The following is a 13,718-nucleotide window of genomic DNA, read 5'->3' as shown; positions in this document are numbered from 1 at the left end:
GAGTTTGCGCCGACCGCATAGGTGCCGCGACCCGGCTCGCCGCCCACGATGTTCAGGCGGATGTTGCCGCTGCGGTTGCCGTAGCCGGCGATCGCGATCTGGTACTGGCGGCCGGCGATCGCACGGAAGTGAACCCGCGACTGGCGGCCGAAGCCCCGATAGTCCTTGTTGGAGGCGATCTCCGAAAGGTGACGCAGGGAGCCACGGACATAGACTGCGAGGATAGTGTCAAAATCACTGCCCCTGGTGTCGATGACCACGCGGCCTGTGCTCTGCGGGGTGAAGCGATACCACACGCTGTTGCGGGCGTTCGCCCAACCGGCATGGATCGGTTCGAAACGCTGGGCCGTCGCATAGTGGTTGGTCGACGTAACCGTCCGCCTGGAGCCGACGCGTGATGGCGGATAAACGTTCCGGCGCACCTCGAAATCATCGTGCGGAGGACGATCCGTAGACGCAGCGCCACCCGTGACGTTGAGACGGACGTTGCCGGTAGCGTTGTTATAACCCGCAACCGCTATCTGGTACTGAGTGCCGGCTGTGCCGTTGAACGTCACGCTGGATTGAAGGTTCCCGCTGGCCACGTCATCGTTCGAAGCCACTGAACTCAAGGCGCCGACCGAAGAGCCCGTATAGACTGCGAGAACGGTGTCGAAGCTGCTGCCGGCCGTCGTGATGGTGATCGAACCCGAGGCTGTGGGCGTATAACGCCACCAGACACTGGTCCGCGCGCCCGTTCTTCCGGCATGGAACGGCTCGCCGGTCTCCGCCGTGGCGCCGACATTCGAGCCCGTTACCGTGCGGGTCGACCCGGCGGCAGGTACGGCCACGGCGATGCGATTGGCGAAATTGTTGTTGGCCGGACCGGTCGGCGGTGGAGGCGTGGTTCCACCGAGCGCGAGCCGGGCGCTGTTGACGTTGATGCGCGGCTTGGTGACGCCGTGCGCCGAAATGCCCGTGCCCGTGGATTTCAGGGCATTCTCGATCTGATCGACGGTTGCATTGGGATGCGCGGTACGAATGGCCGCGAAAGCACCCGCCACATGCGGAGAAGCCATCGACGTGCCAGAGAGCGACGAGAACTGCGAGTTGCTGCTGCCGTTAATGTAGGAAGCAACAATGCTTGAGCCGGGCGCCACGACGTCGATCAGCGTTCCCCAGTTGGAGAAGTCGGACTTGACATCGCTCTTCGTCGCCGAACCAACGGTCACGGCGCTCGAGATACAGCCAGGCGCGCCGACCGAATTGGTGTAGTATTCGTTGCCGGCGGCGATGACGGTTGCGATGCGCGCCGCCTTGAGCTGGTCGATGATCGGCTTGCGCGAGTCACTGTCGCAATTGCTGAAATGCTGCCCGCCGCCGAGGCTCATGTTGATTGCAGCGATGTTGTACGTGTTGCGCAGCGCATACACACGCTCCAGGCCGCTAATCTGATCGCTGGTAAAGGTCAACACGCAGCTATTGTAGCCTGCCGGCAGCCCGCCGCACTGGCTTGCGGGGAACTGCGCGAAGATGTTGATAGAGATGATGCGGGCGTCGCGCGCAACGCCATTGGACGGCTGGCCCGACTGCGGCGCGGTGTTAAAGCCCGCAGCGGTGCCGGCGACGTGTGTGCCGTGGCCGCAGCCATAGATGTTGCTGGCCGTGCAATCGGCACCCGATCCGGGAGCGGTGGACGCCTGAGCGCCACCGGGACAACGGCTCGTCGATCCATATGTCGAATTTATCGTGTTGTAGCAGGCTTCCGAAACGATACGGCTGGACAGGAACTGGTGACTGCTACGCCCGCCAGTGTCGAGAACCGCAACATAATATCCGTTGCCCGTCGCGCCGGCCGAATACATTGCGGGCATCTGGATCAGCGGCAACGACTGGGTGAGCGAAGGAGGCACAGGGACGTCCTCCTGAATCACGGTTACGTTCGGGTTGGCGGCCAGTTTCGCGAGATCGTCCGCATCGGCGAGGATGCCGAACATCGGCGAGAAATCCATCCGCTTCAGGTTCCGCTCCTCGGCCGACTGGGCCGAGGACAGCGTGCCGGACGGCAGGACGGCGCCCAGGATCTTGTCCTGCGCGGCATGGATCGCCTTGGTCTGGGCATCGTCTGCTGCCTTGGCGCTTGCGAAAGCCGCAGCGTCAGGCAGTGCAGGCATGCTGAACTGCACGATCACGGGCAGCTTCGCGCCCGGCTCGGCTGTGAGCTTGGACCAAAGCTCGTTATGTCCCTCAACCTTCTGCGCAACGGCAGCGGGCGCGGCGTCGGCAGCGATCGATGGCGTCGCCATCATGCCACCAGCGAGAAACAGGCCGGACGCAATCGCCCCCAGCAGCTGCTTTCTCAAGGCAACTGTCTTCCCCACCATTCAAGCCTCCTTCGAATTTCTGGAGATTTTAAAAAAAATGCGCAAAATCAGGCGCCACCCACCCTCAGCGGCGACGCCTTTCTCACGCGTGAACCCAACAAGGTGACTAGAATCCACCCTTCGTGACTATCGAGATTACGAAGCGGAAAGTCAATTGAACACTTAGGGCGTAAGCATGTATAAAATGTACTAGTTGCAATCAGTCCGAGAGCAGAACAAGAAAATTTGCTGGCTGAAGACTTCCGGAGTTTGCCTCGCCGAAAATCCACGAATGCCTTCCCCGGCGAGGCGTCGTGAGAGGCTGTGGCTGCCGCAGGGACATTGTAGGAAGCATGCCTCTGATCTAGAAATCGGGACATCCCCCAACAGGGCGGGATCATCGATATGGTCGGGCGCAGCTTCACGGCGCTAGTGGAGTAAAAAGGCACTCATGGCGGGCTACGCCTACAAAGCGGTTACGCAGGACGGGCGACTGGAAACGGGCGAACTGGAAGCGGCGGATGCCGAATCAGTTCTGCGCATTCTCGACCGGCGCGGGCTCATACCCGTCAGCGTGGATGAACGTAAATCGGGGTCAGCGAGTAGCGGTGCGCAACGGCTGAGCGTTTCTGCCCCGCAGGTGACGCGCTTCCTTTCAGATCTGTCGATCATGATCAATGCGGGAATTCGCGTTGACGAGGCGCTGTCCATCATGGAACGCGAGTTCGACAATGGTCGATTGCGGCCGGTCGTTTCGCGGCTTCGTGGTGAACTTGCGAACGGGCGATCGTTCTCGCAGGCTCTGGAGGACTGGCCGCGCCTGTTTCCGCCTTTTCAGATCGCGATGGTACGGATTGCCGAACGTGCGGGACGACTGCCGATGCTGCTCGCCCGCGTCGCAGAAGAACGCCAGCGCTTCGAGGGGCTTGCCGCCAAAGTCGCCGAAGCACTTCGCTATCCCGCTTTCCTGCTTGTCGGCGTCATGGCGGTAATGACCTTCTTCCTCATCGGTGTTGTGCCGCAGTTCGAGCCGGTGTTGGCACAGACCGGCCAGGCGAACGGCTTTGTCGAGTTCATGTTTGCCGTGTCGCGTGGCATCCGCGACAACCGCGACCTCATTCTGGCTGGCGCGGCGCTGCTGCTTCTCGTGGGATTGCTTGCAGGACGGCGCCCTGCATTTCGCGCGCGTCTGCGCAAATTCGTTTCACGCCTGCCTTTTCTGTCGGACATCGCAATGAGCTATAGAACTGCGCGCTTTTCGCGCCTGATGGGCATCATGGTCGAAGCCGGGGTCGGCGTGCCGGCTGCGATCAAGCTGATCGGTGACGCCATTGACCCTGCGGACCCAGATAGGCGGGCGGAACGCGCCTCCGATGCCGTGCGACAGGGACGCCGGATCGGCGAGGCGCTGGAGATCATGGCGCTGCCGGGCTTGGCCGTGCGGATGTTAAGGATCGGCGAGGAAAGTGGTGACCTCAGCGGGCTTGCCTATCGCGCCGCGGATTTTTATGAAGCAACGCTGGAGCGCCAGCTTTCGAGGCTGGTTGGCTTCATCGGTCCTGCCGCTGTGATCATCATAAGCGTCTTGATCGGCGGCATGATCGTGTCAATCATGTCCGCGCTGATGTCGTTCAACGAACTGGTGCGATAGGGTGGGAGCATGGGTGATCTAGCTGTGGCGCTGTCCGATGCAGCCAAGGCGAAGCCGCGCAACAGGTCGCGTCGCCGCCGTGCCGGCTTTACTCTGGTCGAGATGCTGGTGGTGCTCGCCATCATCGGGCTTATCTCGGCGCTGGTTGGCCCGCGCCTGATTGGGCAATTGACCGAGTCGCGCGAACGTGCGGCCGAGTTGCAGATCAGAGCATTCTCAAGTGCGCTGGACATCTTTTTCATCGATGTCGGCCGCTACCCGACGCAGTCGGAAGGCCTGCGGGCCCTGGTCGAGGCGCCTTCGGGGGCTCGGTCCTGGAGCGGTCCGTATCTGCGCGGCGGCGCGGTTCCTCTGGATCCGTGGGGCCAGGAGTACCGATATTCAGCCGACGGCGGGTCCTACACCATCGTGACCATGGGGCCGGACGGGGTCGGTGCAACGCAGTAGCCAAACTGCCGGCCGCCGCTCCGGCTTTCGCTGCAACCGCGATTCGCGGCGGGGCGTGGTCTTGCTGGATCTGGTGCTGACCCTCGCTGTCATAGCCCTTGCGGCTTATGTTCTCATGCCTGTGCCAAGCAATTCGCTTTCGCAAAACGACGTGAAGGCCGATGCCGTGCGGGCAGCAGCCATTTTCCGGCAGGCAAGAACCGACGCCATCCGTGGCCGCGCATCAACCGATGTGGTGGTTGATGCGATGGAGGGCCTGATCGAGGGGGCAGGCGAGCCATTGGAGGTTCATGAAGGGATCCGTCTTGTCTGGTCAACGTCCAATCAGTGCCCGGTCGATGCCGGACGCCGTGCTTTGCGCTTCCTGCCGGACGGGCGTTCCTGCGGTGGCGTGCTTACCCTGGCGGGAGCGGGATATGAGACGCGGCTGCGCGTCGACTGGCTGACCGGCCGCGTCGAACTGGCGTCGCAATGAAAAGGACGCGGCGCGGCTTTACGTTGATCGAGGTGATGGCGGCCTTCGTCATCGCGCTGGTCCTCATCGTCCCGGTAGCCTCGATCATATCGGGAATATCCGGCTCCTTCGGGGGACTTCAGCGTTCGGTAGAAAGGCGCGCCAATCTGCAACTTGCCGCCGCAGCGGCCATGGCGGTCAACCCGCTGCGGGCAGGAGACTTCACGCTGGGCGATTTCCGGGTCGAGGTACGTCCACGCATAGATGAGAACACGTCGGATCTGCGACGCGCCGGCTGGCAGCTCTACACGCTGAGCGTGAGTCAGCCATCGGTCTCGTCGGCGCAGATCCTCGAAACAGTTCGGAGCGCTCCGCTTTGAGCCTTGCCGGCCGCAGCAGGGCGATGTGTGGCTTCACCTTGATCGAGGCGTTGCTGGCGCTCTTGCTGGCCTCGATCCTTTTCGCGGGCATCGCGATGTATACGGGTAGCTGGGCCGGTCAGTGGCATCGCATCACGCTCCTCAGCGCCAATCAAGACGTGGCAGCGATCGTGCTCGATCGCATGGTGGAGGAAATCGAGGCGGCACAGCCGACTTTGATTTTTGACGCCGGTACGGTTGCCGGTACTTTCGAAGGCAATGCGCAATCTTTGAGTTTCGTGCGGCCGGCGCTTGGCTTCGAGCGCAGGGCAGGGCTTGACCGGGTCACCTACGGATATGGCTCGGTTGACGGCGAGGCTGCCATCATGCGGATGCGCCGCGACTACGGGTCAGACCTAGGTAGCAACGGCGAAGACCTGCCGCTTATGCGCGGAGATGTGCGGCTTTCGCTCTCCTACCGCGGAGTTGACGGCGCCTTCGTCGACGAGTGGACCGATCAGCGTAGGTTGCCGACACTTGTGCGGATCGAGATATCGGGATCAAGCCCCCGGCCATGGCAGCAGGTCGCCTACGCCCGCCCCCGGGCGGAGATGCCTGCCTCATGCGCCACGCAGGAACTGATCCAGGAATGCCTGCGGCTTATGGGCGGAAGCGGCTGAGAGCCGCCGCAGGAGGGTGTCGGACGCTCACTCGCCCAGCGCGCTATCCGTCAGGTTCTTCTTCTCCAGCATCCGGGTCGCAAAGTCCTCCGCCAGCCGCTTCTTGGCCACATCAAGCGGATCCTTGTCGCCGGGCGCTGCCTTGTCCGTTTCCTTCGGCGGATCGTAGGGCATGACCGGCAGGCCGTCGATCACAGGGTCGGATCCGGGCATCATCGGCAGGCCGTCAATTCCCGGTTCAGGCACGAAGGGCAAGCCGTCGGCTCTGGGCTGGGGCATGAAGGGCAGACCATCAATTGTGGGCTGCGGCATCATAGGCAGGCCGTCGACGCCCGGCGCGGGCACAAAGGGGAGGCCGTCAATGTTCGGGGGCGGCATAAAAGGTAACCCATCCACGACCGGTGCCGGCATGAAAGGCAACCCCTCGACAACGGGGGAGGGCATCGCAGGCAAGCCGTCGGCAACAGGACCTGGCTTGAAGGGCAGCCCGTCGGGTTTGGGCAGGGGAGGGTTGAAGAATGCGGTGCCGTCTTCCAAGCCCTTGGAAGCGCCATGCTTCTGCAAATCGCGCCAATGCGCGCCACTTTGCAGATTTCCCGGGATCGTTGTCATCCTGCCCGCCTCACCTTCAGAGGTTCATCCGTCGCGCGCGCACCCCACTTCGCCCGAGGAGCGAAAACACGCAGACTGGACTCTATCGCCTCGGCCTTGCGTGGGACTGGTGACTGGCAGTTACCGAACGGCCCAGGCCCATACGAGGACAAGGGCAGGCGCGAGAAAGGTCGCGAAGGGAATGCGAGTGACTGCCTTCAAAGGGCGCCGGCGGCGAGCGGCGCGGAGCGCCGTGAACACGAGCGCGGCGACGGATGCGAACAGAATCTGCATGCCCACACCCCATACCCCGATCAACAGCGCGCATGCCGACAGAAGTTTGACGTCTCCGAAGCCGAGCCCGGACCGGCCTCTCAGCCGTTCATAAAACAGCGACATCAGCATTAGACCGGCGGCAAGAATTGCCGCCTCGATCGCCGCCACGCCAAGGCCTGCCCAGCCGTGCGTGGTAAAGGCGAGTGCCGCCCCAACGACAGCTATCGCAGCCGTGTAGCCATCGGGAATCAGCATGCGCGCGAGATCTTCGACCGCGATTGCTGCGGCGAGAACACAGAGCAATAGCCAGGCCGCTTGCTGCAGAGACGGTTTATCGAGCATCGGCGGAAGGGTGGCGGCGGCGAGGAGACAGGCCATGATCGCGATGGCCTGCCACGTCACCCGCGGCAGGGTCATTCGATCAGCGTGCGTGCCGGGCGCTGCAGCGGCACGTTGCGGCTCGGCGTTCCCATGACACGCAGTTGAGAGCGCATCTGCTCCGCCACGTTCTGCGCATCGAGGCTGTCGCGGATGATCTGTGGGCGGATCAGCACGATCAGTTCGGTTCTGGTCGCCCGGTTGGTGTTCGTGCGGAAAAGATCGCCGATGATGGGGGCGTCGCCGAGGATCGGGATGCCGTCGCGGCCCTTGGTCTGGTTTTCGCTGATGAGGCCGCCCAGCAGGACCGTCTGGCCGCTGGCGACAGAAACAGTCGAGTTGACCTTACGTTGCGAGATCGTCGGCGTCAGCGCCGGCGAACCGCGCGCAACCGAGCTGATCTCCTGCTCGATGAGCAGGTTGATGGTGCCGTTGGCCGTGATGCGCGGCAGGACGTTCAGAATGACGCCTGTGTTGCGGAACTCCACGTTGTTGACGATCGGGGCATCGGGATCGTCGATCGTCTGTGCCGTGCGCGTCACGACGGGCACCTCGTCGCCGACCAGCAGGCTGGCGGTTCGATTGTCGAGTACCACCACGGATGGTGACGACAGCACCTTGACTTCCGTCACGCCGCGCAGGGCGTCGATGATCAAACGGGGATCGCTTTCAGGCCCCAGCAGAAGGTTGAAGCCGGGCAGCACGCGGTCAATCGCGGCTGCGCCAACATCGCGGAAAAGTCCTATCGAGCCGTCATCGTCTCCGAGCCCCAAGTCCTGCGATTTGAGGAAGAACTGAACGCCGTAGCGCAGATCGTTCGTGAGCGTTACTTCCGCGATGGTGGCCTCGATTGCCACCTGCGCCGACGGCCGGTCGAGAGCAATGATTGCCTGCTCGATGACACGTTGCTGGTCCGGGCGCGCGTAGATCAGAATCGAGTTGTTTTCCGGATTAGCCGTTATGCGCACGTTCTCCAGCAAGGCTTGGCCGCCGCCAACGGGCGCCGAGAATTGCGGCTGTTCGGCTGCGAAGGCTTCGCCATTATTCTGCTCCCCGGTCATCGCCGATGCCATGGCCATCGGCTCATCGGTGCCCTGCTGCAGCGTCGGCCTGGAGCCCGGCGGGAACTGACGCGACGGGTCGTCCTGCGCGGAGGCGCCACCCGTGAAGAGGGCGTTGACCATGGAGGCCAGCCGACGGGCATCGGCGTGCTGCACCCGGTAGACACGCAGGTTGGAGCCGGCGACATTCGTCGTATCAAGACGTTTGATCCAGCTCGCGGCGCGATGCAGCAACTGGTTCGTGCGCGCGACGACCATGATCGTGTTTGTGCGCTCGATCGGCTGCAGGCTAACCGTGTTGCGGCCCCGGCCGCCCTCGTTCAGGCCCAGAACACGCTCAAGCTCGGGGATCATCGCGGCAGGAGTCGAATTCTCGATCGGGAACAGGCCGACCGATTGGTCGGCGAGCCAGTCCTGGTCGAATGAGCGCGCCGCGGCGATCGCCGCGCGACGCTCCTCCGCGGTGCCCTGGAATATCAGCGAATTGCCCCCGGCATCGGCGCGCACCATGCCCTGGCGCGTCACGAAGTTTTCGAGCAGCGGAAGGATCGTATCGGCAGAAACATGGCGCAGCGGGAGAACGGTAGCGCCGTAGCCGGGCTGGATGGTGACGCTCTGGTCAAGCTGGGCCACGCCCATGGCCTCCGCGGCCACCATGAGCCTGAACCGGTTGCCTTCGCGGACCAGTGCGATGTCGTTGCTGCGCAGCGAAGCCTCGAACATGGAGAGGATCTCGGCTGCCGGTACGGGTCTTGCCGTCACGATCGAAACCTGTCCGGTGACGCGCGGGTCGATCACGTAGCTGATGCGCAGGATCTCACCGAGGATCGTGCGCGTGGCCACCGCAACTTCGGCGCCGTCGAGATTGACCTCGAAGGTTTCCCCGCTGGTGACGACACGAGACAACTCGCTTGCCTGCGCCACGACCGACGTGCGGTCCGTGCCGCCATAGAGCTGCGCCTGGGAGCTATTGCCTCGGCCGAAACCGAAAGACGAGAGAAAGCCGCCACCCGATGGATTTCTTGCCGTCAGGTCGGCATTGGTTGCCCGCTCAAGCGGGTCGGGCCGCATGGCTTCTTCGATATTCTTGCCGGAAACGCAGGCTGACAGCAAAAGGGCAGCGGCGCCCAGCACTGTCGCGAAACGCGCGCGTTTCGCCGCGACGATGTCCCCGCTCCCGACTTTCACTAAAATACCCCGACAAGTACGCGACATTTACTTATTATAAAGACTTCTATCGCAGCGCAGTTCAGCTTGACAACCGGTTCTACCTGTTTTCCCATTTCTCCTTAACAGGAATGCGTGACCCTGTTGCAGATGAGACAGCATCTGACGGACAGTGACGGCGAGCCAGCAAGGAAAAGGCATGAATATCCACGATCCGGCGCTCCAGGGTCGGGCAATGCTCGAGGCGATTGCGGATGCCGGTCTCGCCGGGCTCGGCGCGATGGAGCGTGTGGTCGGTGCCGGTGGCGTAACCCGCGCCTCCGATCTGCACCGCCTGGTTGACGCTCAGCTCGTCGACGCCGATGCATTGGCGGCCTTCCTTGCCAGCTGCTATGGGGTGCGGCTGCTGGATGGGGCCGCTCTGGAAGACATGGAGATTGCGGCGTCGGACCTTTCGCAAAGGTTTCTAGTCGACAACTGGCTTCTTCCGCTGCGCGGTGCGGACGGCACGCGCCTCGTGGGTGCGCTTCATCCGGGCGATCATGAGCCGCTCGATGCTCTTTTCGCCGTGCTTGACGAGCATGCCGAGCTCTGCGTTGTCTCCGCACCCGACATGGAAGCGCGTCTGGAGCGGCTCGCGGACGCGCAGGCTCCGGAGGGAGTCGCTGAAGCGTCACTATCGTCGGAAGAGGCGATTGCCGACCTGCGGGACATGGCGAGCGGCGCGCCGGTGGTCATGGCCGTCGACGACATTTTCCGGCGGGCGGTCGACCTGCGGGCGACCGACATTCATCTCGAGCCGATGCGCGGGCGGCTCGTTCTGCGTTTCCGCATCGACGGCGTGTTGCGGGTCATGACGCCTCCGGCTGCCGATATGGGTGAGCCGATCGTCTCGCGTGTCAAAGTGCTCGCGGGGCTCGACATTGCAGAACGTCGCCGGCCGCAAGATGGTGGCATGCGCCTCAAGGTGCGCGATCGCGATATCGAGATGCGTGTCGCAACGCTTCCGTCGATCCACGGCGAGACGCTGGTAATGCGTATCCTGCAGCGCGACGGTGCGCTGGTCGATCTCGGCAGCATTGGCCTGCGCGGTCGTGACATGGAAACGCTGCACAGGCTTCTGGAGCATACGCATGGCATGATCGTCGTCGCAGGTCCTACCGGCAGCGGCAAGACGACCACGCTGGCTGCCGCCCTGTCTCGCCTGAACGATCCCGGCCGCAAGATCGTCACCATCGAGGATCCGGTCGAGTACCAGATACCCGGCATCGTCCAGTCGCAGGTGCAGCCGGCCATCGACCTCACATTCTCGTCGGCGATCCGCGCTTTCGTGCGTCAGGACCCTGACATCATACTCGTCGGCGAAGTGCGCGACCCGGAAACGGCGCGGGCGGCGGTTCAGGCCGGTCTCACCGGCCACCTCGTATTGACCACGGTCCACGCCAATACGGCGGCCGCAGCATTTACGCGTCTGCGCGATCTCGGTATCGAGAACTACCTGCTTGTCGGTGCGGTTCGCGGCGTGGTCGCCCAGCGGCTGGTTCGGAGGCTGTGCGAACATTGCAAGCGACCGTCTACCATCGCCCCTGACCTGCTTGCAGGCGATCCGCGCTATTCGGCCGTTGGTTTCCGGGCTGGCGATCAGGTGTTCGAGGCCGTCGGGTGTGCCCGTTGCGCCGATGCAGGCTATCGTGGCCGTATCGCCGTGTTCGAAATCCTGACGCTGGGCGAGGAGGTCGTGCATCTGACGTCCGAGGGCGGCGACAATGCCAGGATCGAGGCAGCTGCGCTGAGGGGCGGCATGACGACGATGGCCGACGACGCGGTGGGCAAGGCTCTCGATGGGCTGACGTCTCCGTCCGAAGTGGTGCGCGTGACCGCGCTTCGTTGATGCCGCTAATGACGTGGGCAGGTGCTGCCGGCCGCATTTGCCTCAGGACTTTCGCGTCAATGGCGACCTGATGCTCTTGAGGCGTTGGCCCCGGCATGGAGGACGGAATTATGGCGCATCATCAACAGCCCGGTAACGCAGCGCCTGCGCCGCCGGATCTATTCGCGATCGAACGCGAGTCCGCCGGAGACTTTCCGTTTTACAACGGACGCCCCGTTTCCCTATCCGGAGTTCAATGGCTCCTTCTGCTTATCGGTACGGCTGCCGGCTTCGGCGTGTTGATAGCACCGATCGGAAATCTGAGAACCGTGGCTGGCGGCCTGCTACCGGTTCTGCTTTTCTTCGGGATACCTTTGGCGACGCTGGCTATGGTCGCTGGCGCTGCGTGGACGTCACTCTTCCGCAAGCCGGTCATGTACGACCTTTTGTGGATGGTCGGTATCGCGGTCGCCAACCTCATCGTTTCCGTCGCCGTCGTGCTGGCCATTCGTTCGATTTTTGAGATGAATGCCAATCCCGTTGGCGGCATCATCGGCGACTCGTCGGCTGGCGGACTTGTCTTGTTCTATGCGAGGACGATCCCCCAGCTCTTCGGTGAAGAGGTCGTTTCCGTCCTGCCGTTCCTGGCGATTCTATGGTTCTGTCATTCAAAGCTTGCGATGACGAGGAAAAGCGCCATCGTGGTTGCGTGGCTGGGGGCAGCCCTGATCTTCGGCGCCCTGCATCTGCCGACCTATGGCTGGAATTTCGTCCAGTGTTTTCTTGTCATAGGGACGGCCCGCATCGTGCTGCTGGTCGGCTACATAGTGACCAAAAACATCTGGGTGTCGACCGGCGCGCACATAATCAATGACTGGCTCATTTTCACTGTCATGGCATTGGCGATCAGTCCGGATGCCGGTACGGCCTGATCCGGTCAGGAGGTTTGATCATCTGCGCTGCGGCGCCGCCAGGCCCCTAGGATTAGCGATAACCAGATAATCACCACGACCGCGCCGAGCGCCGCAGCGATCGGCCGTTCGAAGAAGGCGGTAACCGCTCCGTCGGACTTGATCATGGTCGTGATGAAGTTGCGTTCGAGGATCGGCCCGATGACGATGCCCAGGATACACGGGGCGATCGGGATCTCGTTTTCCTCCATGAAGAAGCCGAGCACGCCGAAACCCAGCATCAGCACGATGCCGTAGGCGGCGTTGTTGGAGGCGAATGCGCCGACGATACAGAAGATCAGGATCATCGGCATCAACACGCGTCTCGGCGTGCGCAGCAGGTGTCTGGCGAGCTTGATGACGAGCCAGCCAAGCGGCACCATCAACAGGTTGGCCAGAATGAAGATCAGGAAGACCGCGTAGATGGTCTGCGGGTTGAAAAGGAACAGTGTGGGGCCGGGATTGATGCCCTTCACATAAAGCACACCGATGACGATGGCGGTGATGGTGTCGCCGGGGATGCCGAAGACCAGCGCTGGTATCCAGGCGCTGGCCAGTGACGAATTGTTGGCCGAGGTGCTTTCGATCACGCCCTCGACATGGCCGGTGCCGAATTTCTCCGGATTGCGCGACAGACGGCGACTGATGGCGTAGCTGACATAGGCCGCCACGTCCGCCCCTGCGCCGGGCAGCACGCCGATCGCTGTACCGAGCACGTTGCCGCGCACCTGTTGGCGCCAATACGTCCTGATCATTGCGCCCCAGTCGCGGAAAATGTTACCGACCTTGGTCTGCATCGAGTCCCAGGGGGGCGCGCCGGCGGCGATGGTGCGCAACACTTCCGAAACCGCAAAGAGGCCGATCATCGCGGGAATGAAGTCGATGCCGGCGAGCATGTCGGTCGAGCCGAAGGTGAAGCGCGGCACGCCGGCCGGGTTGTTCAGTCCCACGGTCGAGATGAGGAGGCCTATCAGCAGGCTCACCATGCCGCGGATCGGTGAAGAAGCACCGATGAAGGCGGCGCAGGTCAGTCCCAGCAGCGCCATCCAGAAATATTCGGGCGAGGAGAATTTCAGCGCGATCTCGGCAAGCGCCGGCGCGGCGAAGATCAGCACGACCGTGCCGAACAACCCTCCGATGGCCGAGAAGACGACGCAGGCGCCCAGGACCTTTTCCGCCTCTCCCTTGCGCGTCATCGCGTAGGCTTCGTCCACATAGGCCGCGGAGGCCGGTGTTCCGGGTATGCGCAGCAAGGCACCTGGAATATCGCCCGCGAAGATCGCCATCGCCGCGCAGGTGACCATCGCGCCTACAGCGGGGATGGGGTCCATGAAGAAGGTGAGCGGCACCAGAAGCGCTGTGGCCATGGTCGCGGTCAATCCCGGAACCGCGCCCACAAGCAGACCGAAAAGTGCCGCCGAAATCAGCGTGAGAAGTACATCGACGGTGAAAACCAGTTCGAATGCGGCAAGGATCGCGTTCATACGGGGCT

General features: G+C 62.9%; 12 protein-coding genes. 7 read left to right on the top strand and 5 right to left on the bottom strand.

Annotated elements, in window-relative coordinates; translation table 11 throughout:
• The coding region (locus V1479_RS25070; RefSeq protein ID WP_368805238.1) for a S8 family peptidase at nt 1-2,363 on the bottom strand (2,363 nt) is incomplete at its 3' end.
• A gap of 430 nt (nt 2,364-2,793) precedes the next feature.
• Between V1479_RS25070 and V1479_RS25065 the strand changes: the two genes are divergently transcribed.
• The 5 genes from V1479_RS25065 (at nt 2,794) to V1479_RS25045 (ending at nt 5,933) form a co-directional block, all read left to right on the top strand.
• Entirely contained in the window at nt 2,794-3,993 is a 1,200-nt protein-coding gene (locus V1479_RS25065; RefSeq protein ID WP_368805237.1) for a type II secretion system F family protein, read from the top strand.
• 9 nt (nt 3,994-4,002) lie between these two features.
• Nucleotides 4,003-4,440, top strand: coding sequence for a type II secretion system major pseudopilin GspG (gene gspG, locus V1479_RS25060; RefSeq protein ID WP_368805236.1), 438 nt, complete (start codon nt 4,003-4,005; stop codon nt 4,438-4,440).
• A gap of 61 nt (nt 4,441-4,501) precedes the next feature.
• Nucleotides 4,502-4,915, top strand: a complete 414-nt coding sequence (locus V1479_RS25055) for a hypothetical protein (RefSeq protein ID WP_368805235.1) — start codon at nt 4,502-4,504, stop codon at nt 4,913-4,915.
• Entirely contained in the window at nt 4,912-5,274 is a 363-nt protein-coding gene (locus tag V1479_RS25050; RefSeq protein ID WP_368805234.1) for a PulJ/GspJ family protein, read from the top strand. The genes V1479_RS25055 and V1479_RS25050 overlap by 4 nt, the downstream gene beginning before the upstream one ends.
• Nucleotides 5,271-5,933, top strand: a complete 663-nt coding sequence (locus V1479_RS25045) for a prepilin-type N-terminal cleavage/methylation domain-containing protein (protein WP_368805233.1) — start codon at nt 5,271-5,273, stop codon at nt 5,931-5,933. The genes V1479_RS25050 and V1479_RS25045 overlap by 4 nt, the downstream gene beginning before the upstream one ends.
• Before the next feature lie 27 nt (nt 5,934-5,960).
• On the opposite strand, the gene V1479_RS25040 is transcribed toward V1479_RS25045, so the two are convergent.
• From V1479_RS25040 to gspD, 3 genes are all read right to left on the bottom strand, one after another.
• The gene (locus V1479_RS25040; RefSeq protein WP_368805232.1) at nt 5,961-6,470 is read right to left on the bottom strand and encodes a hypothetical protein; all 510 of its coding nucleotides are present in this window, start codon (nt 6,468-6,470) and stop codon (nt 5,961-5,963) included.
• Nucleotides 6,471-6,665: 195 nt separating this feature from the next.
• Nucleotides 6,666-7,217 carry a prepilin peptidase gene (locus V1479_RS25035; RefSeq protein WP_368805231.1) on the bottom strand — a complete coding sequence of 184 codons (552 nt, stop codon included), beginning with the start codon at nt 7,215-7,217 and terminating at the stop codon, nt 6,666-6,668.
• Nucleotides 7,214-9,427, bottom strand: coding sequence for a type II secretion system secretin GspD (gene gspD / locus V1479_RS25030; protein ID WP_368805230.1), 2,214 nt, complete (start codon nt 9,425-9,427; stop codon nt 7,214-7,216). Before gspD ends, V1479_RS25035 begins: the two co-directional genes overlap by 4 nt.
• 178 nt (nt 9,428-9,605) lie before the next feature.
• Between gspD and V1479_RS25025 the strand changes: the two genes are divergently transcribed.
• Nucleotides 9,606-11,297 carry a GspE/PulE family protein gene (locus V1479_RS25025; RefSeq protein ID WP_368805229.1) on the top strand — a complete coding sequence of 564 codons (1,692 nt, stop codon included), beginning with the start codon at nt 9,606-9,608 and terminating at the stop codon, nt 11,295-11,297.
• Nucleotides 11,298-11,728: 431 nt separating this feature from the next.
• Nucleotides 11,729-12,208, top strand: a complete 480-nt coding sequence (locus tag V1479_RS25020) for a CPBP family intramembrane glutamic endopeptidase (protein ID WP_368805228.1) — start codon at nt 11,729-11,731, stop codon at nt 12,206-12,208.
• A 5-nt stretch (nt 12,209-12,213) separates the two neighbouring features.
• Here the strand turns inward: V1479_RS25020 and V1479_RS25015 are convergent, their stop codons facing one another.
• Nucleotides 12,214-13,710 carry a tripartite tricarboxylate transporter permease gene (locus tag V1479_RS25015; protein WP_368805227.1) on the bottom strand — a complete coding sequence of 499 codons (1,497 nt, stop codon included), beginning with the start codon at nt 13,708-13,710 and terminating at the stop codon, nt 12,214-12,216.
• Nucleotides 13,711-13,718 lie beyond the last annotated feature (8 nt).

Origin of the sequence: Neoaquamicrobium sediminum (assembly GCF_040970315.1) — a bacterium.
GTDB classification, from domain to species: Bacteria; Pseudomonadota; Alphaproteobacteria; order Rhizobiales; family Rhizobiaceae; genus Aerobium; species Aerobium sediminum.
The sequence above is the reverse complement of the archived record's forward strand: the minus strand, read 5'-3'. Positions and strand labels throughout refer to the sequence as shown.